The organism is Metabacillus arenae (genome assembly GCF_014773385.1).
GTDB classification, from domain to species: domain Bacteria; phylum Bacillota; class Bacilli; order Bacillales; family Bacillaceae; genus Metabacillus_D; species Metabacillus_D arenae.
In genome coordinates, this window is record NZ_JACXAI010000003.1 from 46,348 (window position 1) to 71,907 (window position 25,560).

The window sequence follows — 25,560 nt, forward strand, 5'->3', positions numbered from 1 at the left end:
TTTATCATGATATTTCTTTCTTATTAAAATAAAATGCTTTATTATAGTGTATAGGTGATATTTGCCACATAAGACTGGAGGTTATCATTTTACGATGGCTAAACAAGAATGGTACCTGGAATATGAGATTCAATTAAACCGTCCTGGTTTGCTGGGAGATGTGTCCTCACTACTGGGAATGCTTTCGATAAATATTATTACGATAAATGGCGTAGATGATTCAAGAAGAGGTTTATTAGTTAAATGCGATAGCTTGGAACAAATCAAAAGATTAGAATCTATTTTAAATACAATGGACAATATTACTGTGACGAAGCTAAGAAAGCCGAAACTTAGGGACCGTTTGGCTGTTCGTCATGGCAGATACATACAACGCGATGCTGATGATAAAAAAACATTTAGGTTTGTTAGAGACGAATTAGGATTATTAATAGACTTTTTGGCTGAACTATTTAAACAGGAAGGCCACAAATTAATTGGAATTCGAGGAATGCCAAGGGTGGGAAAAACAGAATCGATTGTAGCTTCTAGCGTTTGTGCAAATAAACGTTGGTTGTTTGTGTCTTCTACCTTATTAAAACAAACGATCAGAAGTCAGCTGATTGCAGATGAATACAGTATTGATAATGTGTTTATTGTGGATGGAATCGTATCTACAAGACGAGGATCTGAAAAGCATTTACAATTAGTAAGAGAAATAATGCGACTGTCAGCCACAAAAGTAGTTGAACATCCTGATATTTTCGTGCAAAATACGGAATATACTTTAGACGATTTTGATTATATTATTGAACTGCGAAACGATCCAAATGAGGAAATTACATACAACGATGTGGAAGAACCACAAATGTTTGATCAATCAGGTTTTTCCGGGTTATCTGGTGGTTTTGATTTTTAAAAATGGTAGGTGTTACGGTTGACAGAACTTGGAATTCGGTTAAAAGAAGCCAGAGAGGAAAAAAACTACAGTTTAGATGATCTTCAAACTATAACAAAAATACAAAAACGATATTTAATTGCACTAGAAGAGGGAAACTATCAAATCATCCCCGGTAAATTTTATGTGCGGGCATTTATTAAACAATATTCAGAAGCTGTCGGATTAAATCCAGAGGAAATATTTGACGTGCATAAAAACGATATTCCTTCCAGTCATAATGACGATTTACCTGAGCAGCTCTCAAGAGTAAAGACTCAAAGAGAATTGCCAAAATCTGCAGCAAAATTGTTAGATATGCTGCCCAAAATTTTAATCATCCTAGGGATCGTAGCTATAGCCGTTATTATTTGGTTTTTTTATCAAAGAGATACAAACCCATCTGAAACCCAAGCTCAGCAAGGTACTGAGCAAATAGACAGTGATAGCTATGAAGTTTCTGATGAAGCCCCACAAAATAAAGACGAATCAAAGGAAGAAACCCCATCTCCCGCCGAGGAAAAAGAAGAGCCTAAAGAAGAGCCAAAGGATGAAACGGCCCAAAACCTGTCAGTCACTGCTACGCAAGGGAAAACGACAACCTATGAATTATCTGAAATCGATAAGTTTGAACTTGAGATTGGTTCAAAAGGGAATACATGGGTTAGTATAAAAAATAATAATGGTGAAACTTTCCATTCAGGAGTGATCACTTCAGGGAATTCTGTATCAAAAGATCTTACGGGAGAAGCCTCTGTCCGTATAACAATTGGATTTGTACCAGATACTGAAATAAAAGTGAATGGACAAGTGCTGAAATACGAGCTTGATCCTGCAAAGAACAATACCCAAAATATTGTTATTAATTATAAAAAAAATTAAGTCATCGTGATGATGACTTTTTCTCTAGATAAAAAGGTTATACTAATTCAATGTTTGCTTGTCCAGCTGCAAGGCGGACAGGACGTCCTAGTAAAGGCACTGTCACAGAAGGTAAAGTCTTTGCCGGCGAGGTCATAAGCTAAACCGGCAAAATTCTGCCTGTTCGCTTTATTTTTTAACCGAAGGACTTATTGAGGGTAAAGAGACATATAGTTAAGGGTCAAAAATATTAAAATATTCGGTTCATACGGCGGTATACTGTTCTTTTCGGAAATTGCTAATTACCAGGTGGGTGCTTTGGAACAACATAAGAGTTTTCAAAATAAAACAAAGCAGAAAGTCGAGGAACAATTGAAAATGAATTTGCCTAACAAAATTACAATCTCAAGAATCATGCTTATTCCAGTATTTATGGTTATTATGCTAGCACCATTTAATTGGGGAGAAATATCTGTTGGAAAGGAATCTCTCCCAGTCACACATTTTATAGGCGCATTAATTTTTATTATTGCATCCACTACTGATTGGATTGATGGATACTATGCTCGTAAATTAAACATGGTCACAAACCTTGGGAAATTCTTGGATCCACTCGCAGATAAATTGCTTGTATCTGCGGCTTTGATCATTTTAGTAGATCTGAATTTAGCCCCTGCTTGGATGGTGATTGTGATTATTAGCCGAGAATTTGCTGTGACGGGTCTTCGTTTAGTTCTTGCCGGAGAGGGAGAAGTAGTAGCAGCCAATATGCTTGGAAAAATTAAAACATGGACTCAAATTATCGCAGTAGCAGCACTATTGCTCCACAATCTTCCTTTTGAATTCGTTTATTTTCCATTTGGAATGATTGCCCTATGGGTAGCTGTTATATTTACAGTTCTTTCAGGATGGGAATATTTCGTGAAAAATATGGATGCTTTCAAAAACTCTAAGTAATTTCGGGTGGAGGAAATTTTAGAATGGAAATAAAATCAGAAATTATTGCGGTCGGTTCAGAGCTGCTGCTGGGCCAAATAGCAAATACGAATGCTCAATTTTTGTCTCAGCAATTAGCAGAGATGGGATTAGGTGTATATTATCACACAGTTGTAGGGGACAACCCAGACCGTCTAAAACAAGCTGTCAATACAGCAAAAAGCCGTTCAAATATTATTATTTTCACAGGCGGCCTCGGTCCTACTAAAGATGATCTTACGAAAGAAACAATATCCTCATTGCTCGGAAGAAAACTTGTCACTGATGAAAACGCATTATCTCATATCGAGGAATATTTCAAAAAAACGAAGCGGACAATGTCAGAAAACAATAAAAAACAAGCGTTAGTTATTGAAGATTCCTTTATCCTTAAAAATGAATTTGGAATGGCGCCGGGTATGGCCATCGAGGTCAACGATATTCATTTTATGTTTCTGCCTGGTCCGCCTTCTGAAATGAAGCCGATGTTTCTAAATTTTGGCCGTGATTATTTTATGAGCAAGCTCGGTCAGCAAGAAAAAATTACTTCAAGGGTTCTTAGATATTTTGGGATCGGAGAGTCACAGCTTGAAACAGATATTCAGGATCTGATTGATTCCCAAACTAACCCAACGATTGCCCCGCTTGCAGGAGATGGCGAAGTTACAATTCGGCTGACTGCGCGGCACAAAGAAGAAACCACAGCCTTTCAACTGCTAGATGAGCTGGAAAATAAAATAAATGAACGAGTCGGATCATTTTTCTACGGGTATGATAATACTACTTTAATTCAAGAGCTAATGAATGTACTGCATGAAAAGGACAAGTCCATATCAGCCGCGGAAAGTTTAACTGGAGGTCTTTTTACTGAACAGTTAACAGCGGTTAAAGGCACTTCCAAGGTTTTAAATGGAGGCATTGTGTGTTACACAAATGAAACTAAAAGAGATCTTTTAAAGGTATCTGAGAAAACTCTTGAAACAGTTGGGGCTGTTAGCAGACAATGTGCTTTGGAAATGGCTGAAAATATTCAGTCACTCACAAATAGTGATATAGGAATCAGTTTTACTGGAGAGGCTGGGCCTGTAACAAATGAAGATCAGCCTATTGGGAGGGTCTATATTGGAATTGCTGCTTCAGGTCAAGAAACGATTGTTCATCGGCTGCACGTTGCTGGCGGAAGAAATACCATTCGTAAACGGACAGTTAAATATGGATGTCAATTATTAATCAAACAACTTAACGAAAATACAGTTAAATAATTTATTTAGCTGTATTTTGTCTTTTTTGATGAATATCTGTTTCAATAAAGCTTTTCGTCTACTTAATTCTTATAATTTTAGTTTGATAAAATGGGAAAATAAATGCGAATAAATGTTCGTTTTTTTCTTGGCAAACAAATGAAAAAAAGGTATAGTAATGATAGTGGTATTTTAAAGGAGGAAAATCAATGAACGATCGTCAAGCTGCCTTAGACATGGCACTGAAACAAATAGAAAAGCAATTTGGTAAAGGCTCAATTATGAAGCTTGGAGAGCAGTCAGAAAGAAAGGTGTCGACAATTCCAAGCGGTTCACTAGCGCTTGATGCTGCTTTAGGAGTTGGAGGATATCCGCGTGGCCGTATTATTGAAACGTATGGTCCTGAAAGCTCTGGTAAAACGACTGTCGCTCTTCACGCTATCGCTGAAGTTCAGCAGCAAGGCGGACAAGCCGCATTTATTGATGCAGAACATGCGCTAGATCCTGTATACGCACAAAAGCTTGGTGTTAACATTGATGAGCTTCTTCTCTCCCAACCTGATACAGGGGAGCAAGCTCTAGAAATCGCCGAAGCTCTAGTTCGAAGCGGTGCGATTGATATTATCGTTGTTGACTCTGTTGCTGCATTAGTACCTAAAGCAGAGATTGAAGGCGAGATGGGTGACTCTCATGTAGGTTTGCAGGCTCGTTTAATGTCTCAGGCTTTACGTAAGCTTTCTGGTGCTATTAATAAATCCAAAACAATTGCGATTTTTATCAACCAAATTCGTGAAAAAGTGGGAGTTATGTTCGGTAATCCTGAAACGACTCCCGGCGGCCGCGCACTAAAATTTTACTCTACTGTTCGGTTAGAGGTGCGCCGCGCTGAACAGCTTAAGCAGGGCAATGACATTGTCGGGAATAAAACAAAAATCAAGGTTGTAAAAAATAAAGTAGCACCCCCTTTCAGAGTAGCTGAAGTTGATATCATGTATGGCGAAGGGATCTCTAAAGAAGGAGAAATCGTGGATCTGGGAACAGAGCTTGATATTGTCCAAAAAAGCGGAGCCTGGTACTCCTACAACGAAGAACGCTTAGGTCAGGGACGTGAAAATGCTAAGCAATTCCTGAAGGAAAATCCTGAAATTCGCCTTGAAATCCAAGAGCAAATTCGCGAGCACTATGGCTTGGATACAGGAGCAAGTGAAATGGAAGATGGTCAAGAAGAATTAAAGCTAGATTAATAGAAGATAAGAGAAGGGAGACGCTAAGGCTGTCTCTTTTTCTTTATGGTTTCAGAATGTTTAATTTGATTAAAGTATTAACGCGTTAATGTTAGTTATCGTTGTCCAGCGCAGGCGGACAGGATGTCCTAGTGCCGGCATAACTGATCTCATACAATTAGTGATGAGTAAACAAAGAAAGTGGTTGTCTGAGAATTACAAGACTTCTATAACATTTCCAATGATTGAATTGTTTTTAGCGTTCAATTTTATAAAGGATCTTTTTTAATCGCCGAATGAAAAGAAAGGCCTGATTTTATAAGATTTCTGTAGGCTTGACATCTATTTCTGCCAACTATACAATTAACATGTATATTTTACTTTTTTGTTAGCACTTTTTGTAAAGCACATTAAAAAGCTTGACAAATGCTGGCCATTGACTTTTAATACTTTATTTATTCTTCGGTCAAGGTAGCGCAGTGTCTAAAAATTGAAACTTGTGCTGTATATTGAAAGTCACTAAGAAGCAATGTACATGCCGACACATTCATTAAGCAAGAGAAAAGTTCATAGCAAGAGGAGGTGACATGATGGATCCCTTATTTATTATCATCTCCATTTTGCTTGGCCTAATCGTCGGTGTAGTTGTTGGCTATTTTGTTCGAAAGTCCATTGCTGAAGCGAAAATTGCTGGTGCTAAAAATGCTGCTGAACAGATTCTTGAAGACGCTAAACGCGATTCTGAAGCTGTAAAGAAAGAAGCACTACTCGAAGCAAAGGATGAAATTCACAAGCTCCGTACAGAAGCGGAACAAGAGGTACGTGAACGACGAAATGAGCTTCAAAAACAAGAAAATCGCTTATTGCAAAAAGAGGAGAATCTTGACCGCAAAGATGAAACGTTAGATAAACGCGAAGCGATGCTTGAGAAAAAAGAAGATTCTCTAAATGAAAGACAACAACATATTGAAGAGATGGAAAGCAAAGTGGACGAGATGGTTCGTAAGCAACAAGCTGAACTTGAGCGCATATCCGGTTTAACTCGTGACGAAGCGAAACAAATTATCCTCGATAAAGTAGAAAATGAGCTTTCCCATGATGTTGCACTAATGGTGAAAGAAACTGAAAACCGTGCAAAAGAAGAAGCAGACAAAAAGGCAAAAGAGATACTATCTCTTGCGATTCAAAGATGTGCTGCTGATCATGTGGCGGAAACAACAGTTTCAGTTGTAAACCTTCCAAATGATGAGATGAAAGGTCGAATCATTGGTCGTGAAGGACGAAACATACGAACATTAGAAACGTTAACTGGGATTGATCTTATTATCGATGATACTCCTGAAGCCGTTATACTATCCGGATTTGACCCAATTCGTCGGGAAACAGCAAGGATTGCTCTTGATAAGCTTGTGCAGGATGGACGTATTCACCCAGCGAGAATTGAAGAGATGGTTGAAAAGTCTCGTCGTGAAGTTGATGAATACATCCGAGAGGTTGGTGAACAAACAACCTTTGAAGTTGGTGTTCACGGACTTCACCCTGACCTAATTAAAATACTTGGCCGATTAAAATTCCGGACAAGTTATGGTCAAAATGTTTTAAAACACTCAATGGAAGTATCATTCCTTGCAGGTTTAATGGCTGCTGAATTAGGTGAAGATGAAACATTAGCTAAGCGTGCAGGATTGCTCCACGATATTGGAAAAGCCATTGACCATGAGGTGGAAGGAAGCCATGTGGAAATTGGTGTTGAACTTGGTACTAAGTACAAGGAACATCCAGTTGTTATTAACAGTATTGCTTCCCATCATGGAGATGTGGAACCAACATCCATTATCTCTGTTCTAGTAGCCGCAGCAGATGCTTTATCTGCAGCCCGTCCAGGGGCTCGAAGTGAAACATTGGAGAATTACATCCGCAGACTTGAGAAACTGGAGGAAATTTCCGAGTCTTATGAAGGCGTTGAGAAATCTTTTGCCATTCAAGCTGGTCGTGAGGTTCGAATTATGGTTAAACCTGATTCAATTACCGATCTTGAAGCACATCGTTTAGCAAGAGATATTCGAAAACGGATAGAGGAAGAACTTGATTATCCGGGTCATATTAAAGTGACGGTCATACGTGAAACCCGGGCAGTAGAATATGCAAAATAAAGTGGTGCTTGCACCACTTTTTTTAATTTTTTCTTATGCGGTACCAGGTACCACAGCAGGGTGCTTGCACCAAGTTTAGTTTTATGTAACACTGATTGTAAGTTTTAGACGAGAAAGGGAAAAATGAATGAAAATTTTGTTTGTAGGAGATATTGTCGGTTCACCAGGCCGTACGATGCTAAAAGAATATTTGCCGAAATTAAAAGGGAAATACAACCCTCATCTCACAATAGTGAATGGGGAAAATGCCGCGCATGGGAAAGGGATAACAGCAAAAATCTTTCAAAGCTTTACTGAACAGGGTGCACAAGTAGTGACTCTAGGTAATCATTCGTGGGATAAAAAAGAGATATTTGAATTTATCGATGAAACCCCTAACCTTATCCGTCCCGCTAATTTCCCTGAAGGAAATCCAGGAAAAGGAATATTTTTTGCAAAGGTGTTCGGTAAAGAAATAGCAGTGATTAATTTGCAAGGAAGAACATTTTTGCATGCAATTGACTGTCCATTTAGAGCCGCAGAAAACTTAATAGAACAAGCAAGGAAGCGCACAAATATTATTTTTGTCGATTTCCATGCTGAAGCAACAAGCGAAAAACAAGCAATGGGCTGGTACTTGGATGGTAAGGTAACAGCAGTGGTTGGAACTCATACCCATGTACAAACAGCAGATAACCGAATTCTTCCGAAGGGGACAGCTTATATATCGGATGTTGGGATGACAGGTCCATATGATGGAATTTTAGGCGTGGAGAAAGAAGCTGTTATTAAAAGATTTCTAACAAATCTGCCAGTTCGTTTCGAAGTAGCTGAAGGACGTACAGTATTAAGTGCTGTTTTGGTAGAGGCAGATGATAAATCAGGTAAAGCAGTTAAAATTGACCGTATTCTAATTAACGATGACCATATCTTTTTTGAATAGAGCTTGATTACTAAAAATTACTGTATTTGATGGAAAAAATAAAGTTGAAAAAGGCAATGGGTGTGCCTTAAATTGGTTTAAGACTCACATTCCTTCTGTAACCTTAGGGGAGACAAAAATACTCGGATTAACTAAATTTATTTCAATCGCAACAAACATTGCAAAAACAGGATTTAATAAAAATAGGACAGTTAGGAAAGCTCTGGATACTCTATGTTTCCCCTTCTGGACGAAATATTATTAGAATTTTTCGAAAAAATTAACGAATTTGCAGGAATACTAAAGGTTTCTAGTGAATATAGTATCAATGGAATGATAGCTTACTATGTTTAATCTGCAGATGGGGATGTGCAGATTGGACAATATCTAATAATGATGGTTCTAATGAACACTTTCGATCCATTGTAAAATTAAGGGGGACTAGAAATGGAAATATTAAAAGTTTCAGCAAAATCCAATCCTAATTCCGTTGCAGGGGCACTTGCCGGTGTTCTTCGCGAAAGAGGTGCAGCAGAAATTCAAGCAATTGGAGCTGGTGCACTTAATCAAGCAGTCAAGGCGGTGGCAATCGCAAGAGGGTTTGTTGCGCCAAGTGGAGTAGACTTAATATGTATTCCAGCATTTACAGATATTCAAATTGATGGAGAAGAGCGGACAGCAATTAAACTAATTGTTGAACCCAGATAAATAAAATAATTTCACCTGTTTGCTATTGGCAAGCAGGTTTTTTCTCGTTTTTTTCAGATCATCAGGAAAGGAGGCAGCTATGCGGATTTTTGATGCCCATTGCGATGTATTATATAAATTGTGGTCTGATCCCAATATCGATCCCTATAACGATACAAAATTACAGACTACTGTCGAACGGCTTATACGAAACCAAGCAAAAGTTCAATGCTTTGCCGTCTTTGTTCCTCATCGTGTCCCAGTAGGTCAAAAGCTTGAAGCAGCATTAGAACAAATCTACTTGCTTCATAAGAAAATATTGAAAGTATTTCCAGAGTTTAAACTTATCAAAAGAAAGAGAGACCTATCGGAATTAAAGGAAAATGAAATCGGTATCATTCTCACCCTGGAAGGCTGTGAACCAATCGGTCAAAACATTGCTTTACTAGATATCCTCTATAAGCTTGGAATTCGAAGCGTGGGTTTAACTTGGAACCATGCTAACCTTCTGGCAGACGGTGCATTAGAGGAAAGAAATGGGGGTCTCTCGAATTTTGGTAAGGAAGTTGTTAAGCAGCTTAATAAATATCGATTATGGACAGATCTCTCTCATCTATCAGAAAAAAGCTTCTGGGATGTGATTGAGGCAGCGAATTTTCCCATTGCTTCTCATTCAAATTCCTATCATTTATGCAATCACCCTAGAAATCTAAAAGATAATCAAATATTGGCATTAATCAAATCAAATGGGATGATAGGCCTCACCTTTGTACCCGATTTTACGCTTGCAAGCGGGGAAGTCACAATCTCTCATGTGCTCCAACATATTGACCATCTTCTTTCACTCGGGGCAGAAAATCATCTGGGAATAGGTTCGGATTTTGATGGAATCGACTCAACGATTAAAGGTTTGGAGGGCTATCATTGTTTTCCGATTTTCATTGAGGAGCTATTAAAACATTACCCGGAAGAGCTAGTTAAGAATATAGTCTATCAAAACTTTCAGAATGCTGTTTCCTTTTAGGTTCGCCGAATAGTAAAAATACTTAGAAAAATCATAAATCTTTAGACAAATTTTATTGTTAACTCTTGTTTTTTTGCCTGTATAGGTCTACAATGGAAAGCGTTTAGTAGAATCGAAAAAAACAAAATAGGTTTATCCTGCAAGTTTCCATTCTTGAGATTGCTATAAACCTAACTAGAATAAAAGTTTTTGACTGAATCCAAAAGGGGTGTAAGTTTCATGATGAAGCAACTTTCATGGAAAGTTGGAGGGCAGCAAGGAGAAGGTATTGAAAGTACTGGGGAAGTATTCTCTATAGCATTAAATCGATTAGGTTATTATTTATATGGCTACCGCCACTTTTCATCTCGTATCAAGGGTGGCCATACAAACAATAAAATCCGAGTGAGTACAACACAGGTCAGAGCTATTTCAGATGATTTAGATATACTTGTTGCTTTTGACCAGGAAACAATCGATGTAAATGTTCATGAATTAAGAGATGGCGGGGTAGTTTTGGCTGATGCAAAATTTAACCCAAAAATTCCTGAGGATCTCCAAATTACGTTATACTCTGTACCTTTTACTGAAATTGCAGCCGAATTAGGTACGTCTTTAATGAAAAATATGGTTGCCATTGGCGCTACCAGCGCAATCTTAAATATTGATTCAGAGCAATATCACGAAGTAGTAAATGAAATTTATGGACGTAAAGGCCAGCAAGTTGTTGAAAAGAACATGGATGCGATCAAAGCCGGTTCAAAGTACATAAAAGAAGAACTTGGCTTTGATCGTATAGATATGTTTCTTGAAAAAGCTGATGGTCAAAAACGAATGTTCATGATTGGAAATGATGCGATTGCATTAGGGGCTTTAGCAGGCGGATCACGTTTTATGGCAGCTTATCCTATCACACCCGCATCGGAAATTATGGAGTATCTCATTAAAAAACTACCGCAATTTGGCGGGACTGTTATCCAAACCGAAGATGAAATTGCAGCGTGTACAATGGCAATTGGGGCAAACTACGCCGGGACTCGAACGTTTACTGCCTCAGCTGGTCCTGGACTTTCATTAATGATGGAAGCGATTGGTTTATCCGGGATTACTGAAACTCCATTAGTTATTGTAGATACTCAACGCGGCGGACCGAGCACAGGTCTTCCGACAAAACAGGAACAATCAGATCTTATGGCGATGATTTACGGGACACATGGGGAAATTCCTAAGGTTGTAATCGCCCCAAGTACTGTTCAGGAAGCATTTTATGATACGGTGGAAGCATTTAATATTGCTGAAGAATATCAATGTCCTGTTATTATTCTTTCAGACTTGCAGCTATCTCTTGGAAAGCAAACGGTAGAGCCTTTAGATTATGGGCAGATTGAAATAAGAAGAGGAAAGCTTCTTGACGAAACAGACCTGCCGGAGCTGGAAAATAAAGGAACGTTTAAACGTTATGAAGTAACAGAGGATGGTGTATCTCCTCGTGTGATTCCGGGAATGAAAAACGGAATTCACCATGTTACAGGAGTTGAGCATGACGAAGCAGGCAAACCTTCTGAAGTAGCATCCAACCGGAAAGCTCAAATGGAAAAAAGGTTCCGTAAATTAACCAACTTACATTTCCCTAACCCAATTCACAAGCAGGAAAATCACGATGAGGCAGATCTTTTATTAGTAGGTTTTAACTCGACAAGAGGGGCAATCGAAGAGGCGATCATACGTCTGGAAAATGAGGGCTTAAAGGTAAATCATGCTCATATCAGAATGATCCACCCATTCCCTGCGGAAGAATTATTACCAAGTATTGAAAGAGCGAAAAAAGTTCTCGTCGTTGAAAATAATGCGACTGGTCAATTAGCTAATATAATGAAAATGAATGTGGGACACGCTAACAAGATTTCTTCATTGCTAAAATATGATGGAAATCCGTTCCTTCCGCATGAAATTCAAACAAAGTGCAAGGAGTTGTTCTAAGTCATGGCAACATTTAAAGATTTTCGTAATAATGTTAAACCAAATTGGTGCCCTGGTTGTGGGGACTTCTCCGTACAAGCAGCGATTCAGCGTGCAGCTGCTAATGTTGGGTTGGAACCAGATCAGCTAGCTGTCATTTCTGGAATCGGATGTTCCGGCCGTATTTCAGGGTATATTAATGCTTATGGGCTTCATGGGATTCATGGTCGTTCACTGCCAATTGCACAGGGCGTAAAAATGGCAAATAAAGACCTGACTGTAATCGCTTCAGGAGGAGATGGAGACGGTTTTGCAATTGGAATGGGTCACACAATTCATGCGATTAGACGAAATATCGATATGACCTATATTGTGATGGATAATCAAATCTATGGATTAACAAAAGGCCAAACCTCCCCACGAAGCGAGATGGGGTTTAAAACGAAAAGTACTCCTGGCGGCTCGATTGAATCAGCACTCTCTGTAACAGAAATGGCTCTTTCTGCAGGTGCTACATTTGTTGCACAAAGCTTCTCAACTGACTTAAAAGATTTAACAAGTTTAATTGAACAAGGTATTCAACATAAAGGATTTTCTTTTATCAATGTCTTTAGTCCTTGTGTTACTTATAACAAAGTGAATACGTATGATTGGTTTAAAGAAAACCTTACTAAACTTTCAGAAGTGGAAGGTTACAACCCGAATGACCGTACAGCAGCCATGCAGGCAATCATGGAACACAATGGCTTGCTGACAGGACTTATTTATCAAAATAAAGAGAAAAAATCTTATCAGGAATTAATTCATGGCTATAGCAATGAACCTCTTTCAAAAGCTGATTTAACATTACCTGAAGAAAAGTTTAATGAACTTGTTGCTGAATTTATGTAATAAATGGAATGTCTCTTATCAAGAGGCATTCTTTTTCTTAAAAGATAAGAAAGTATAAGTTTTTGTACCAAGTTTTCGTGTCTAGCTCCAGCGCCTAGCCCCTCGAGGTCATAAGCCACAAATGAATTGAAGGTAAAGAACACCTTCATTTCATTTGCGTCTTATGCTTGTCGGGGCTGAACAAGGCGCTTGCGCTTTTCTTATAGTTTCAGAAAGTTTAAGTTAATTAAAGTATTAACGCATTATAGTTAGTTATCGATGTCCAGCTCTGCGCTTTTCGTTCTAAAGAGTATAATTGTAGCCAGCTTCAGCGCATAACCCGCCTAAAATCACAATCGAATCATACCAAAAAGGCGAAAACACCATTTTTGAGAGGCTCGCCTCTAGGATGTTCAATACCCTTCCGCTTTTCTCAGAATAGAATAAAAGGTATATCAAAATTTAATTTGGATAATTTGAAATAAGAAAATTTGTTATTTTATTCTAGAGATGATCATTTGTATTTTTCGGGAGGACACTGGTGTTTACTTCCCTCAGTATGAATGGTAAAATTCCTTTAGTATCATTGCTTTTTAGGGGGAAGGGAGTGTGCATTGTGAGTGGAAAGATGAAAGCGGTTATTAAGCATCACCGGGGTGTTGGTGCAAAGCTGCTGATGGTAGACATCCCTGAAATAAAAGAGGATGAAGTATTAGTTAAAGTAAAGGCAACTTCCATTTGTGGGACAGATGTGCATATTTACACTTGGGATGAGTGGTCTCAAAGCCGTGTTAATCCACCTTATGTGTTTGGGCACGAATTTTCTGGTGAGGTTGTTGAAAGCGGTTACAAGGTAACGAATATTCAAAAAGGTGATCAAGTTTCCGCTGAAACACATATTGTATGTGGGAAATGTCCCCAATGTTTAACAGGACAATCCCATATTTGTAAAAATACAAAAATAATTGGCGTAGATACGAATGGATGCTTTGCTGAATATATAGCTTTACCTGCGGTGAATCTTTGGAGAAATCCAACTGAAATGCCATATGAAGTAGCGTCTATTCAAGAACCGATGGGCAATGCCGTTCATACGGTTTTAGCTGGAGAGGTTGCTGGCAAATCTGTTGCAATTATCGGTTGCGGTCCAATTGGGCTAATGGCTGTTGGTGTAGCAAAAGCAGCTGGAGCTTCTCAAGTAATTGCTCTAGATATCAATCAATACCGTTTAGGTTTAGCTCAAAAAATGGGGGCAACTTCCATAGTCAATACAAAAGATCAGGATCCTATAAAAACCGTAGCGAAAATAACGGATGAAAACGGGGTTGACGTTGTCTGTGAGATGTCAGGTCATCCAGCTGCAATAAATCAAGGCTTCAAGATAGTAACAAATGGAGGAAGAGTGGCGATATTAAGTCTTCCAGTAAAACCGGTCGAAATTGATGTAACGAATGACATTGTATTTAAAGGTGTGACTGTTCAAGGAATCACCGGGCGAAAAATGTTTGAAACATGGCAGCAGGTTTCAAGACTTCTTAAATCAGGCCAAGTAGATGTATCACCAATCATTACTCATCATTTTCCATTAGAGGATTTTGAAAAGGGTTTTGATTTAATGTTACAAGGAAAATGCGGTAAAGTAGTATTGTATCCATAAAGTGAAATATTTCCATAAAGGGTGTGAGCCACAATCTTGGCTAGTGATGGCTAGGCTGCCTTCGTCTCAAAGATTATGCCTCAAAAAGTACTTTAATGATGGAAGCAAAAAGGCCACACAGACGAAGACAAAAGAAAGGGCGTCTTAGTCTGTGTTCCTATTAATAGTCCTTTACGGGCAGTTTACTTCTACTAATCTTCTTTGAGTCCTCTGAAATTTGTTAATTGGTTTCACTGCCCGTTGGAGAATAAAATTAAGGAGGATTATAAGATGAAGGGATTTGAATACTTACAAGCTGAATTGGATGAAATGAAAAATCAAGGGACATTTCGAAAACTTGTTCCATTAGAGTCAGACCAGGGTTCAAAGGTTATCATAAATGGTAAAGAAGTGATTCAATTATCTTCAAACAACTATCTTGGCCTTACCTCACACCCAAGACTTCGCCAGGCTGCACTTCAGGCAGTAGAAAAGTATGGGGCAGGCACTGGTTCGGTCCGAACAATTGCGGGTACGTTTACAATGCATGAAGATCTTGAGAAAAAGCTTGCTAAATTCAAGAAAACAGAAGCTTCTCTTGTCTTTCAATCTGGGTTTACAACAAACCAAGGAGTATTATCTTCTATTCTGACGAAGGAAGATGTTGTTATCTCAGATGCTTTGAATCATGCTTCTATTATTGATGGGATTCGTCTAACAAAGGCTTCCAGAAAAGTATATAACCACGTGGATATGAAAGATTTGGAAAGAGCACTTCAAGAATCTAAGGATTATAGAGTCCGGATCATCGTAACAGATGGTGTATTTTCTATGGATGGAAACATCGCACCCCTTCCTGAAATCGTGGAATTAGCAGAAAAATATGATGCTCTGGTGATGGTCGATGATGCACATGCATCAGGTGTGCTCGGTGAGAATGGCCGGGGCACAGTTAATCATTTCGGTCTGGATGGACGAGTGCATATTCAAGTAGGTACATTAAGTAAAGCAATTGGTGTACTGGGTGGATATGTGGCAAGCACGCAAACATTGATTGACTACTTAATTCACAAAGGACGCCCATTTTTATTCAGCACTTCTCACCCGCCAGCTGTCACTGCGGCATGCATCGAAGCCATTGATGTTTTATTAGAGGAACCTCAACTTATTGAAAAACTTTGGAATAATGCTAGATTCTTCAAAAAAGGTTTGCAAAACTTAGGATTTAATACAGGAAAGAGTGAAACACCCGTTACCCCAGTATTTGTTGGCGATGAGGCGCTTGCTCATAAGTTCTCGGATCAATTGCTGCAATATGGAGTGTTTGCTCAAGGCATCGCATTTCCGACAGTTGCCAAAGGCCAGGCGCGTGTGCGAACAATTGTAACAGCAGAACATTCAAAAGAAGAGCTTCAAGAAGCATTATCTATTTTTGAAAAAGCTGCTAAGGAATTGAACATTATGTAGTATTCATTTATAGGAATCTATCGGAGAATCACCGATTGCTCCTTGTCTCATCCCTTTGAGATACCTGATCTCTCAAAGGGATGGGCTTAGTTGGAGGTACCACTGGATTTGAATAACAGCCTTTTGAATTAAAGCTATAAATAGGCGGGCAGGGGGAGGAAAATTTATGTACATAAAAAAAGCGACTATCTATGAATTGGATATACTTTCGGAGTTATTTAATCAATACAGAGTGTTTTATCACCAGAAGCCAGATATAGAGGGGGCGCGTGAATTTCTAAATGAAAGAATAATCAATAATGAATCTGTCATTTTTCTGGCAGTAACTGACAAAGAGTCTATGTCACCTATGGGATTTGTCCAGCTGTATCCGATTTTTACATCTGTTGGAATGAACCGGAAATGGTTATTAAACGATTTATTTGTCACTGAAAAAGAGAGGAGAAAAGGGGCAGCGAAAAACTTAATGAATGCAGCAAAAGAATTTGCTCTTGAAACAGGCGCTTCAGGATTGCTGCTTGAAACAGGGATAGAAAATGTAAATGCTCAAGCTTTATATGAAAGCCTGGGTTACAAAAGAGAAGAGGATGTTTACTTTTACAATTTAGCTTTATTGGTTAAGGACGTTTAAGCTAAATAAAGTATGTCAATTGTTGTCCAACTAAGCGTCTAGCCTGCCTGATACTCCAAGCCTGGTTGTTCAATGCGCATGCTCTTTAGTTCTATAATGAAAAAATCAGACTAAAATACCAGACTACAAACTGATGAAAGTTTCCATACTAATAATAATTCTCCAGGAAAGGAAGTGGTTTCTTTTTCTAACCTTCTTTTGCCGCTCGTATTGGGATTGCTTTTTGGGATATGCCAGCATATTCAGCATTATCAAATCCTTAAAATGCCAAAGCAAAACGAAGAGGGTTTAGAACTAGGAGCATTTAAAGACATCATTTTATGTATAACCGCCTCAGTGATCACAGTAGCGATTATCAACCCTCAAACTCTTCAACAAACAGTTCTTCTTATTGTTTTCAGTTGTTATGGAAGTGAAGGATTAATAAAGATGAAGGAATTATGGATGAAAAAATAGGAGCAGCCGAATGGCTGCTCTTCCACTTTCTTATTTTAAAAGCTTTAAAACCTTTTGCTCAACCAGCCTTATTTTATCGTAACTAGGGGCAATGACCGGCATAATTTCATAAAGTCCTGATTTATAAATGTAAATAACTTTATATTCTACATTTTCTAATACAACGTTATCACCTATTTGCAATAACATAACCTCCTAAACACCAGTAAAACATTATATCTTTGTACTTGCTAATATGTTAACTAAAAACCATTAATATAAAATAAACCTCATGTAAACTTTTTGTTAAGAAGAACAAGTGGAAATAACAAATTCATTGTCTAATCTAAAGGATATGTTGTTTTCTATTTGATTTCCTTTTATACTATAGTATTGGGTGTAGTTTTACTTGATAAAGGGGTTTGAAAGGAGAAATGTAGACATGAATGAAAAGCAGCGAATGGAAAGCAAGCAGGTTAATTCATCGGACAAAAAATCCGAGAAGGATTTCAGCAAGTATTTCCAAGCCGTTTATATGCCTCCTTCCTTAAAGGATGCAAAAAAAAGAGGAAAAGAAGAAGTAAAATATCATAATGATTTTAATATTTCACCTGAATTTCAAGGAATGGGAAATGGCCGGAAGTTTTATATTCGCACTTACGGCTGCCAAATGAATGAGCATGATACAGAAGTAATGGCCGGAATCTTTTTAGCGTTAGGATATGAGCCTACAGAATCTGTGGATGATGCAAATGTCATTTTGTTAAACACATGTGCTATTCGCGAGAATGCAGAGAATAAAGTATTTGGAGAGCTTGGACACCTAAAATCTTTAAAAAAGGAAAGACCGGATCTTCTGTTAGGTGTATGTGGGTGTATGTCCCAAGAAGAGTCCGTTGTAAATCGTATTTTAAAGGTCCATCCTCATGTAGATATGGTTTTTGGTACTCATAACATTCACCGCTTGCCGAACATTTTAGAAGAGGCTTACCGTTCAAAGGAAATGGTGATCGAAGTTTGGTCAAAAGAAGGAGATGTCATTGAAAACCTTCCAAAGGTACGTAAAGGAAGCATTAAGGCATGGGTAAATATTATGTACGGCTGTGATAAGTTCTGTACGTATTGTATTGTTCCTTATACCCGCGGAAAAGAACGAAGCCGCCGTCCAGAGGAGATTATCCAGGAAGTCCGTCACCTTGCAGCACAAGGCTACAAGGAAATTACCCTTCTTGGACAAAATGTGAATGCATATGGAAAAGATTTTGATGACATCACATATGGATTAGGCGATTTGATGGATGAATTGCATAAAATTGATATTCCAAGAATCAGGTTTACAACTAGCCACCCTCGCGATTTTGATGATCATTTAATCGAGGTTTTAGCTAAGGGCGGTAATTTGCTTGATCATATTCACCTGCCAGTCCAATCAGGCAGTTCTGAAGTGTTAAAGCTGATGGCCCGTAAATATGACCGCGAGCGTTATTTAGAGCTGGTAAGAAAAATTAAAGAAGCGATGCCAAATGCATCCCTTACTACCGACATTATCGTAGGTTTCCCGAATGAAACCGAAGAGCAGTTTGAAGAAACGTTGTCTCTATACCGTGAAGTTGAGTTTGATAGTGCATATACCTTTATTTATTCACCTCGAGAAGGCACACCAGCTGCAAAAATGCAAGATAATATTCCAATGGAAGTCAAAAAAGAACGACTCCAACGGTTAAATAGTCTTGTAAATGAAATTTCAGCAAAGAAAATGAAAGAATATGAGGGGAAAGTCGTTAAAGTTTTAGTCGAAGGTGAAAGCAAAAATAATCCTGATGTTTTGGCAGGATATACAGAAAAAAATAAGCTTGTTAATTTTAAAGCTCCGAAATCGGCGATTGGGAAAATTGTCAATGTTAAAATTGTAAAAGCGAAAACTTGGACATTGGATGGAGAAACGGTCGAAGAAACTGTAGAGGTGAATTAGGGATGGCTCAATATACGAAGGAAGAAGTAGTTAGTAAAGCACGTGAATTAGCAAAAATGATTGCTGAAACGAATGAAGTAGATTTTTTTAAACGCGCAGAAGCGCAAATAAATGAAAATCAAAAAATACGCGAAAAAGTTGCAAGTATTAAAAGCCTGCAAAAGCAAGCCGTCAACTTTCAACATTACGGGAAGCATGAAGCTTTGAAACAGGTGGAAGCAAAAATTGACGCAATTCAAGAAGAATTAGATGAAATTCCTGTAATTCAAGAATTCAAAGAATCCCAGCTTGTTGTCAATGACTTGCTTCAACTTGTGGCAAATACGATTTCAAACTCCGTAACAAACGAAATTATTACCTCAACAGACGGAGATTTGCTTAGTGGAGAAACAGGTTCAAAATTGAAAAATTCGACTGGAAGCAGCTGTCACTAGTCTAGAAGTGAGAGATTAGAGGTAGGAATGAAAGAAATCAGCGAAAGAGCTGATTTCTTTTTTAAATTCCATCACTATATACTCTTTAATAGTAAGGGGTAAAGAAAAAATTCCATATTGACACATTTACTTGAGGTATAGACCATAGCCTTGAATCCCTACGTGACCCTATTCAATCCATTGACCATTAAAAAAAGTGATGGAGAAAGTAAAGTAGACCAATTTCTCGCAAACTGAATGATCTCATTTAAGAAAATCATTATGACATCAGAAAAATTTTAAATTCCTTAAATTAGAATATTTAGAGTATTAATGTGAGTTGAAATTGTCCAATTCCAACACCTAACTTGTTTCTTAAATTCACAATCCAATCCTCACAGAAAAACAAGAGCTGCCTTCGGAGGCTCGCCCGAGTGCTTGCCAAAGGTAAGCAAGGTGCTTCCGCTTTTCTATGTTTCTTTATTAATTTCTATTTTTTAGGCACATTTTTGGGCTTAGCCGCATACACTGAACTATACGGAATCATGACTTGGTGTAAAACTGTCATTATTTCATCATTATGTTAGCACAAAGGTTAATAGCCCAGCATAGGATTAATTGAAGATGTTTGAGGAGGGTATGTACGAATGGCTGACTACAGAGAAATTATCACGAAAGCGGTTGTTGCGAAGGGCAGGAAATTTACTCAATCGACTCACACTATTTCACCTAAGCAAAGACCTGCTAGCATCCTCGGTGGGTGGATCATCAATCATAAATATGATGCCCAGAAGATTGGTAAGACTGTCGAGGTTGAAGGTACTTATGATATTAATGTTTGGTATTCTTATGACGAGAATACAAAAACAGAAGTAGTAACAGAGAAAGTTGACTACGTTGACGTGATCAAGCTTAAATACAAGGATCAAAACTTTTTAGATGATGAATCAGTAGTATTAGCTAAAGTTATGCAGCAGCCGAACTGCTTGGAAGTGACCATTTCACCAAATGGAAACAAAGTTGTAGTTCAAGCAGAACGTGAATTTTTAGCAGAGGTTGTCGGCGAAACGAAAGTTGTTGTAAATATTAATTCAGAAGGTTTTAGTGACGACGATGATGATTGGGTAGAAGACCTTGACGAGGAATTCGAGGATTTGAACCCAGAATTTTTAGCTGGTGAACCTGAAGAATAAGGAAACTGGGAAGCTATCTTCCTAGTTTTCTTTTTTTGTATAAAATTAAATGATATAATATTAGTTGTTTTAAGAATGAATGATTGACGCTATTGGAGGATAAAAATGGCTACCTACACGCCAATGATACAGCAATATTTAAAGATAAAGGCTGACTTTGAAGATGCCTTTTTATTTTTTAGATTAGGTGATTTTTACGAGATGTTTTTTGATGATGCAATTAAGGCATCTCGAGAATTAGAGATAACATTAACAAGTAGAGATGGCGGAGGAGAAGAAAGAATTCCGATGTGCGGAGTTCCTTATCATTCAGCACCAAATTACATAGAGCAGCTTGTTAAGAAAGGTTTCAAAATTGCCATTTGTGAACAGACTGAAGATCCAAAGCAGGCTAAAGGTGTTGTCAGAAGGGAAGTTGTCCAGCTGATTACACCTGGAACTGTTATGGAAGGAAAAGGCCTCCTTGAAAAAGAAAACAATTACTTGGCTTCTATTACAAATTTGGACTCTTTGTATGGACTGGCATTAACCGACTTAACGACAGGGGAAAATAAAGTCACAACAGTTTCTTCCTTTCAAGATCTTTTGAATGAGATTTATTCTGTCGGAGCGAAAGAGGTTGTTCTTTCCAAAGATTTTAATGAAGAGCTATTAAAACAGCTTAAAGACCGCTGCGAAGTCACAATATCCTATGAAGAATCCACTGATATCCATGAGATTGAACCGCTTGTACAAAACCTTAAAGAGGACCACTTAAAAATAACATTTGCCAAGCTCTATCGTTATCTTCAGCGGACACAAAAAAGAAGTTTGGAGCACCTGCAAAAGGTTGAACATTATCAGTTAAATCATTATATGAAAATTGACCTCTACTCAAAACGCAACCTTGAGTTAACAGAATCAATTCGTTCCAAAGGGAAAAAGGGGTCTCTGTTGTGGCTTCTTGATGAAACAAAAACGGCTATGGGCGGAAGAATGCTTAAACAATGGATCGACCATCCTTTAATGGATAAACAAGCCATTACTACTCGATTAAACATGGTCGAAACTTTAATAGAACGCTATTTTGAACGGGAGGATTTGCGCGAACAATTGCAGCAGGTTTATGATTTGGAGCGTTTAGCCGGACGTGTGGCTTTTGGAAATGCAAATGCGAGAGATCTCATTCAGTTAAAAAAATCTTTACAGCAGGTTCCAGCAATTAAAGAGTTAATTAAAAGTATTGGAAACGACTATGCAGAGAAGATAGCAAAGGGTATAGATCCATGTGCAGGTGTAACTGAAAATCTTGAGAAAGCTTTATTAGACAATCCGCCTTTGTCTGTGAAGGAAGGAAATCTCATAAAAGACGGCTTTAATAAACAACTTGACCTTTATCGAGATGCAAGCAGAAACGGGAAGGCTTGGATTGCCCAGCTAGAGCAGCAGGAAAGACAGAAAAATGGGATCAAGTCTCTTAAAATAGGATACAATCGAGTCTTTGGCTATTATATTGAAGTCACGAGAGCTAATTTACATTTGTTAACAGAAGGCCAATACGAAAGAAAACAAACACTAACAAATGCAGAACGATTTATTACACCGGAATTAAAGGAAAAGGAAACGCTGATTCTTGAAGCAGAAGACAATAGTATAGAGCTGGAATATCAAATTTTCACAGATTTAAGAGAGCAAATTAAAGAGTCGATTCCGGCCATCCAAAACCTTGCAAAGCAATTAAGCGAACTAGATGTTTTGCAATGCTTTGCTACGATCAGCGAAAAACGTCATTATACAAAGCCTTCTTTTACAAATGATTCACTATTCATAAAAGATGGGCGTCATCCTGTTGTGGAGAAAGTAATGGACCGCCAGGAATACGTACCAAACGATTGTACGATGGGAAATGGGAGTAATTTGCTTTTAATTACAGGTCCGAACATGTCAGGGAAAAGCACGTATATGAGGCAAGTTGCACATGCAGCGATCCTAGCGCAAATTGGATGCTATGTGCCTGCGAGTGAAGTAAGCTTACCGATTTTTGATAAAATTTTTACAAGAATCGGTGCAGCAGATGATCTTGTATCTGGCCAGAGCACTTTTATGGTTGAGATGCTAGAAGCGAAGAATGCCATCGCAAATGCTACATCAAATAGTTTAATTCTTTTTGATGAAATTGGACGGGGTACTTCCACTTATGATGGAATGGCACTAGCACAGGCGATTATCGAATATGTGCACGAATATATTGGGGCAAAAACTCTATTCTCGACTCATTATCACGAATTAACCATTTTAGATCAAAAATTAGATCAACTGCGAAATGTCCATGTACAAGCTGTTGAAGAAAACGGAAAAGTTGTTTTTTTACACAAAATAAAAGAAGGGGCAGCAGATAAAAGCTATGGAATACATGTAGCAGAGCTTGCTGAACTGCCTGTACAGCTTATTAATAGGGCAAAAGAAATTTTAACAGAATTAGAAAAGGATCCCAAAATAGAGTTAACTCAAACCTCTGAAGTAAATGAAATCAACGAAATGGCACAATTATCTTTCTTCAATGAAGAATTAGAAAAGCGTGAAAAGAAAACGACCATTTCTTCAAAAGAAATGCAAGTAATCGAAAAAATTAAGGCAATTGATATTCTTGAAATGACACCGATGGACGCATTAAATGAATTGTATAAAATTCATAAGAAATTAAAGTAGAAAGGAGGTATTTACTTGGGGAAAATCATCCAGCTCAACGACCATCTCTCGAATAAAATTGCAGCAGGAGAGGTGGTGGAAAGACCGGCATCTGTAGTAAAGGAATTGGTTGAAAATTCACTTGATGCTAACAGTTCAATTATTGAAATAGAAGTGGAAGAAGCGGGTTTAAGTAAAATAAGAATAGTTGATAATGGGGATGGAATTGAGGCAGACGATTGTTTAAATGCTTTTCATCGCCATGCAACCAGCAAAATTAAAGATGAAAATGATTTGTTTCGAATTCGGACTCTTGGTTTTCGGGGAGAAGCTCTTCCAAGTATTGCCTCAGTTTCTGAACTAGAATTAAAAACGTCTACTGGAAGCGATGCAGGCAGCAGAATAAAGCTTTCTGGCGGAAAAGTGATAATCCACGAACCAGCCTCTAGTCGAAAAGGAACGGAAATAGTTGTTTCAGATCTTTTCTTTAACACCCCAGCAAGACTTAAATATATGAAAAGCATTCATACTGAACTTGGGAATATAACAGATGTGGTAAACAGGCTTGCTTTGTCTCATCCAGAAGTTTCCTTCCGTTTGTTGCACAACGGCAAACAATTGTTGTATACAAATGGAAAAGGAGATGTAAGGCAAGTTTTAGCATCAATTTATGGCCTATCAATAGCGAAAAAAATGATCCCCATTCATTTGAAATCACTTGATTTTGAAATAAAAGGGCATGTTTCATTGCCTGAGATTACGCGGGCATCAAGAAACTATATTTCAACGATAATTAATGGCCGATTTATCAAAAATTATGCTCTTGTAAGAGCCATTCAACAAGGATTCCATACCCTTCTTCCAATTGGGCGGTTTCCCATCATCTACCTTGAAATATTAATGGATCCCTTATTGGTAGATGTCAATGTGCATCCGGCGAAAATGGAAGTCAGGTTAAGTAAAGAAATGGAGCTTAATGAACTTATTACTTCAGGAATAAAGGATACTTTTAAACAAGAGCAATTAATACCTGAAGTATCCAAGCCGACAATCAAAGCAAAGAAGCCGTCAGAACAACAATTTTTTACGTTCCATCATCAGGATAATCAGGCTGTCCAAACTTCGGATAAGCAAGAGGACTCCGTGAAGAGGAATTTTTCTGATGAAAGCAAACTACCTGCAAATGAGGAAATAAGTGAGAAGAATCCGCCTGATAAATTAGTATCTGAAAAGGAAGAAAGCAATGAAACTACTAGGGATGAAAATTTTCAGATTTATCATCAGGAGTTAACAGATTCTCATAGCTCTATCATTTCAGAGAAAACCATACAAGAAGAAAACCAGGAGCGCATGCCGCCACTTTATCCAATCGGTCAAATGCATGGAACCTATATTCTTGCTCAAAATGATCGCGGATTATATATTGTTGATCAGCATGCTGCACAGGAAAGGATTAAATATGAATATTATCGTGAAAAGGTCGGAGAAATAGCCTCTGAAGTCCAAGAATTGCTTGTCCCTTTAACAATGGAGTTTTCAAGTAATGACTCTTTGATCATCGATGCCCATATTGATTTGTTAAAATCAGTTGGTATCTTTTTAGAATCCTTTGGGCGGAACAGTTACATTGTGCGTTCTCATCCTCAATGGTTTCCTAAAGGAAATGAGGAGTCTGTAATCGAGGAAATTATTCAGCAGGTTATTGATGAACGAAAAATTGATATCAAAAAGCTAAGGGAAGAAGCAGCTATCATGATGAGCTGCAAAGCTTCTATAAAAGCAAATCAGCATCTTAGAAATGAAGAAATCTTTGCATTACTCGAATCCTTAAGAAAAACAGAAGATCCGTTTACTTGCCCGCACGGCAGACCTATTATCGTTCATTACTCGACATATGAAATGGAAAAAATGTTTAAGCGGGTAATGTAGCAGGGTTAAAATGGGGAGTGGTGAAGGTTTGCCCCCGAATTATTTAGATACCGTTCCAACTTAAGTATACTTTCATCTTGTAATTTCTTGGAGATGTTTTAAAAAGTAAACAGCCCTTCCGTTTGGAAGGGCTGTCTAATAGGTATCACTACCTTAAACTAGAGCTACGAACTTTTTTATAGAAACCGTTATATTTAAAGAAGATTTCAATCAAGAAAAATGTTAAAGGTGCAAATAAAATAAAAAATGTCTTAGTTATTAGCAAAACCAAAAAGCAATAAACGATTAATTTTGTAATCATGATAAAGATAGGTTTTATATCAGTTAATTTAAATAGTATATCAGTATAAAATGCAACTGGTAAAGCAATCAAAAAGAATCCACCAATCATATACAAAAACAAGTACAAAGAATACACAATGGTTACG

21 protein-coding genes are annotated in these 25,560 nt (G+C 37.9%); 20 read left to right on the plus strand and 1 reads right to left on the minus strand.

Going from position 1 to position 25,560, the window contains the following annotated elements; genetic code table 11:
* The first annotated feature begins 94 nt into the window (after positions 1-94).
* The 15 genes from IC621_RS03490 (at position 95) to IC621_RS03560 (ending at position 16,979) form a co-directional block, all read left to right on the plus strand.
* A complete protein-coding gene (locus IC621_RS03490; protein WP_191155790.1) occupies positions 95-898 on the plus strand; it encodes a DUF3388 domain-containing protein in 804 nt (267 codons plus the stop codon).
* 18 nt (positions 899-916) lie between these two features.
* Positions 917-1,798, plus strand: coding sequence for a helix-turn-helix domain-containing protein (locus IC621_RS03495; protein ID WP_191155792.1), 882 nt, complete (start codon positions 917-919; stop codon positions 1,796-1,798).
* A gap of 357 nt (positions 1,799-2,155) precedes the next feature.
* Positions 2,156-2,734, plus strand: coding sequence for a CDP-diacylglycerol--glycerol-3-phosphate 3-phosphatidyltransferase (gene pgsA / locus IC621_RS03500; RefSeq protein WP_191156119.1), 579 nt, complete (start codon positions 2,156-2,158; stop codon positions 2,732-2,734).
* 23 nt (positions 2,735-2,757) lie between these two features.
* Positions 2,758-4,014, plus strand: a complete 1,257-nt coding sequence (locus IC621_RS03505; RefSeq protein ID WP_224752291.1) for a competence/damage-inducible protein A — start codon at positions 2,758-2,760, stop codon at positions 4,012-4,014.
* Positions 4,015-4,202: 188 nt separating this feature from the next.
* Positions 4,203-5,237: a recombinase RecA gene (gene recA / locus IC621_RS03510; RefSeq protein ID WP_191155794.1), complete on the plus strand. Its 1,035-nt coding sequence runs from the start codon at positions 4,203-4,205 to the stop codon at positions 5,235-5,237.
* A gap of 569 nt (positions 5,238-5,806) precedes the next feature.
* Positions 5,807-7,369, plus strand: a complete 1,563-nt coding sequence (gene rny / locus IC621_RS03515; RefSeq protein WP_191155796.1) for a ribonuclease Y — start codon at positions 5,807-5,809, stop codon at positions 7,367-7,369.
* A 127-nt stretch (positions 7,370-7,496) separates the two neighbouring features.
* Positions 7,497-8,291 carry a TIGR00282 family metallophosphoesterase gene (locus IC621_RS03520; protein ID WP_191155798.1) on the plus strand — a complete coding sequence of 265 codons (795 nt, stop codon included), beginning with the start codon at positions 7,497-7,499 and terminating at the stop codon, positions 8,289-8,291.
* A 426-nt stretch (positions 8,292-8,717) separates the two neighbouring features.
* The gene (gene spoVS / locus IC621_RS03525) at positions 8,718-8,978 is read left to right on the plus strand and encodes a stage V sporulation protein SpoVS (protein ID WP_003181955.1); all 261 of its coding nucleotides are present in this window, start codon (positions 8,718-8,720) and stop codon (positions 8,976-8,978) included.
* 79 nt (positions 8,979-9,057) lie between these two features.
* Positions 9,058-9,981 (plus strand): dipeptidase, encoded by a 924-nt coding sequence (locus tag IC621_RS03530; protein ID WP_191155800.1) that lies wholly within the window; start codon positions 9,058-9,060, stop codon positions 9,979-9,981.
* Between the two features lie 219 nt (positions 9,982-10,200).
* Positions 10,201-11,940 (plus strand): 2-oxoacid:acceptor oxidoreductase subunit alpha, encoded by a 1,740-nt coding sequence (locus tag IC621_RS03535; protein ID WP_191155802.1) that lies wholly within the window; start codon positions 10,201-10,203, stop codon positions 11,938-11,940.
* Positions 11,941-11,943: 3 nt separating this feature from the next.
* Positions 11,944-12,810 carry a 2-oxoacid:ferredoxin oxidoreductase subunit beta gene (locus IC621_RS03540; RefSeq protein WP_191155804.1) on the plus strand — a complete coding sequence of 289 codons (867 nt, stop codon included), beginning with the start codon at positions 11,944-11,946 and terminating at the stop codon, positions 12,808-12,810.
* Between the two features lie 595 nt (positions 12,811-13,405).
* Positions 13,406-14,446, plus strand: a complete 1,041-nt coding sequence (gene tdh, locus IC621_RS03545; protein WP_191155806.1) for an L-threonine 3-dehydrogenase — start codon at positions 13,406-13,408, stop codon at positions 14,444-14,446.
* Between the two features lie 270 nt (positions 14,447-14,716).
* Positions 14,717-15,892, plus strand: coding sequence for a glycine C-acetyltransferase (locus IC621_RS03550; protein ID WP_191155808.1), 1,176 nt, complete (start codon positions 14,717-14,719; stop codon positions 15,890-15,892).
* A 166-nt stretch (positions 15,893-16,058) separates the two neighbouring features.
* Complete coding sequence (locus IC621_RS03555) at positions 16,059-16,523, plus strand: GNAT family N-acetyltransferase (RefSeq protein WP_191155810.1); 465 nt, start codon at positions 16,059-16,061, stop codon at positions 16,521-16,523.
* Positions 16,524-16,697: 174 nt separating this feature from the next.
* Positions 16,698-16,979, plus strand: a complete 282-nt coding sequence (locus tag IC621_RS03560; RefSeq protein ID WP_191155812.1) for a DUF4257 domain-containing protein — start codon at positions 16,698-16,700, stop codon at positions 16,977-16,979.
* A gap of 30 nt (positions 16,980-17,009) precedes the next feature.
* Here the strand turns inward: IC621_RS03560 and IC621_RS03565 are convergent, their stop codons facing one another.
* Positions 17,010-17,162 (minus strand): hypothetical protein, encoded by a 153-nt coding sequence (locus IC621_RS03565; RefSeq protein ID WP_191155814.1) that lies wholly within the window; start codon positions 17,160-17,162, stop codon positions 17,010-17,012.
* Positions 17,163-17,400: 238 nt separating this feature from the next.
* Between IC621_RS03565 and miaB the strand changes: the two genes are divergently transcribed.
* From miaB to mutL, 5 genes are all read left to right on the plus strand, one after another.
* Positions 17,401-18,930 (plus strand): tRNA (N6-isopentenyl adenosine(37)-C2)-methylthiotransferase MiaB, encoded by a 1,530-nt coding sequence (gene miaB, locus IC621_RS03570; RefSeq protein WP_191155816.1) that lies wholly within the window; start codon positions 17,401-17,403, stop codon positions 18,928-18,930.
* A gap of 2 nt (positions 18,931-18,932) precedes the next feature.
* Positions 18,933-19,364 carry a RicAFT regulatory complex protein RicA family protein gene (locus tag IC621_RS03575; RefSeq protein ID WP_191155818.1) on the plus strand — a complete coding sequence of 144 codons (432 nt, stop codon included), beginning with the start codon at positions 18,933-18,935 and terminating at the stop codon, positions 19,362-19,364.
* Positions 19,365-19,990: 626 nt separating this feature from the next.
* Positions 19,991-20,536 carry an outer spore coat protein CotE gene (locus IC621_RS03580; RefSeq protein WP_191155820.1) on the plus strand — a complete coding sequence of 182 codons (546 nt, stop codon included), beginning with the start codon at positions 19,991-19,993 and terminating at the stop codon, positions 20,534-20,536.
* 105 nt (positions 20,537-20,641) lie between these two features.
* Positions 20,642-23,224: a DNA mismatch repair protein MutS gene (gene mutS / locus IC621_RS03585; protein ID WP_191155822.1), complete on the plus strand. Its 2,583-nt coding sequence runs from the start codon at positions 20,642-20,644 to the stop codon at positions 23,222-23,224.
* 15 nt (positions 23,225-23,239) lie between these two features.
* A complete protein-coding gene (mutL, locus tag IC621_RS03590) occupies positions 23,240-25,132 on the plus strand; it encodes a DNA mismatch repair endonuclease MutL (RefSeq protein ID WP_191155824.1) in 1,893 nt (630 codons plus the stop codon).
* Positions 25,133-25,560: the final 428 nt, after the last annotated feature.

What these genes read in the sequence shown, in the direction of transcription:
- IC621_RS03490 (WP_191155790.1), top strand. Translation starts at nt 95, where the DNA reads ATGGCTAAACAAGAATGGTACCTGGAATATGAGATTCAATTAAACCGT.
- pgsA (WP_191156119.1), top strand. Translation starts at nt 2,156, where the DNA reads ATGAATTTGCCTAACAAAATTACAATCTCAAGAATCATGCTTATTCCA.
- IC621_RS03505 (WP_224752291.1), top strand. Translation starts at nt 2,758, where the DNA reads ATGGAAATAAAATCAGAAATTATTGCGGTCGGTTCAGAGCTGCTGCTG.
- recA (WP_191155794.1), top strand. Translation starts at nt 4,203, where the DNA reads ATGAACGATCGTCAAGCTGCCTTAGACATGGCACTGAAACAAATAGAA.
- rny (WP_191155796.1), top strand. Translation starts at nt 5,807, where the DNA reads ATGGATCCCTTATTTATTATCATCTCCATTTTGCTTGGCCTAATCGTC.
- IC621_RS03520 (WP_191155798.1), top strand. Translation starts at nt 7,497, where the DNA reads ATGAAAATTTTGTTTGTAGGAGATATTGTCGGTTCACCAGGCCGTACG.
- spoVS (WP_003181955.1), top strand. Translation starts at nt 8,718, where the DNA reads ATGGAAATATTAAAAGTTTCAGCAAAATCCAATCCTAATTCCGTTGCA.
- IC621_RS03530 (WP_191155800.1), top strand. Translation starts at nt 9,058, where the DNA reads ATGCGGATTTTTGATGCCCATTGCGATGTATTATATAAATTGTGGTCT.
- IC621_RS03535 (WP_191155802.1), top strand. Translation starts at nt 10,201, where the DNA reads ATGATGAAGCAACTTTCATGGAAAGTTGGAGGGCAGCAAGGAGAAGGT.
- IC621_RS03540 (WP_191155804.1), top strand. Translation starts at nt 11,944, where the DNA reads ATGGCAACATTTAAAGATTTTCGTAATAATGTTAAACCAAATTGGTGC.
- IC621_RS03550 (WP_191155808.1), top strand. Translation starts at nt 14,717, where the DNA reads ATGAAGGGATTTGAATACTTACAAGCTGAATTGGATGAAATGAAAAAT.
- IC621_RS03555 (WP_191155810.1), top strand. Translation starts at nt 16,059, where the DNA reads ATGTACATAAAAAAAGCGACTATCTATGAATTGGATATACTTTCGGAG.
- miaB (WP_191155816.1), top strand. Translation starts at nt 17,401, where the DNA reads ATGAATGAAAAGCAGCGAATGGAAAGCAAGCAGGTTAATTCATCGGAC.
- IC621_RS03575 (WP_191155818.1), top strand. Translation starts at nt 18,933, where the DNA reads ATGGCTCAATATACGAAGGAAGAAGTAGTTAGTAAAGCACGTGAATTA.
- IC621_RS03580 (WP_191155820.1), top strand. Translation starts at nt 19,991, where the DNA reads ATGGCTGACTACAGAGAAATTATCACGAAAGCGGTTGTTGCGAAGGGC.
- mutS (WP_191155822.1), top strand. Translation starts at nt 20,642, where the DNA reads ATGGCTACCTACACGCCAATGATACAGCAATATTTAAAGATAAAGGCT.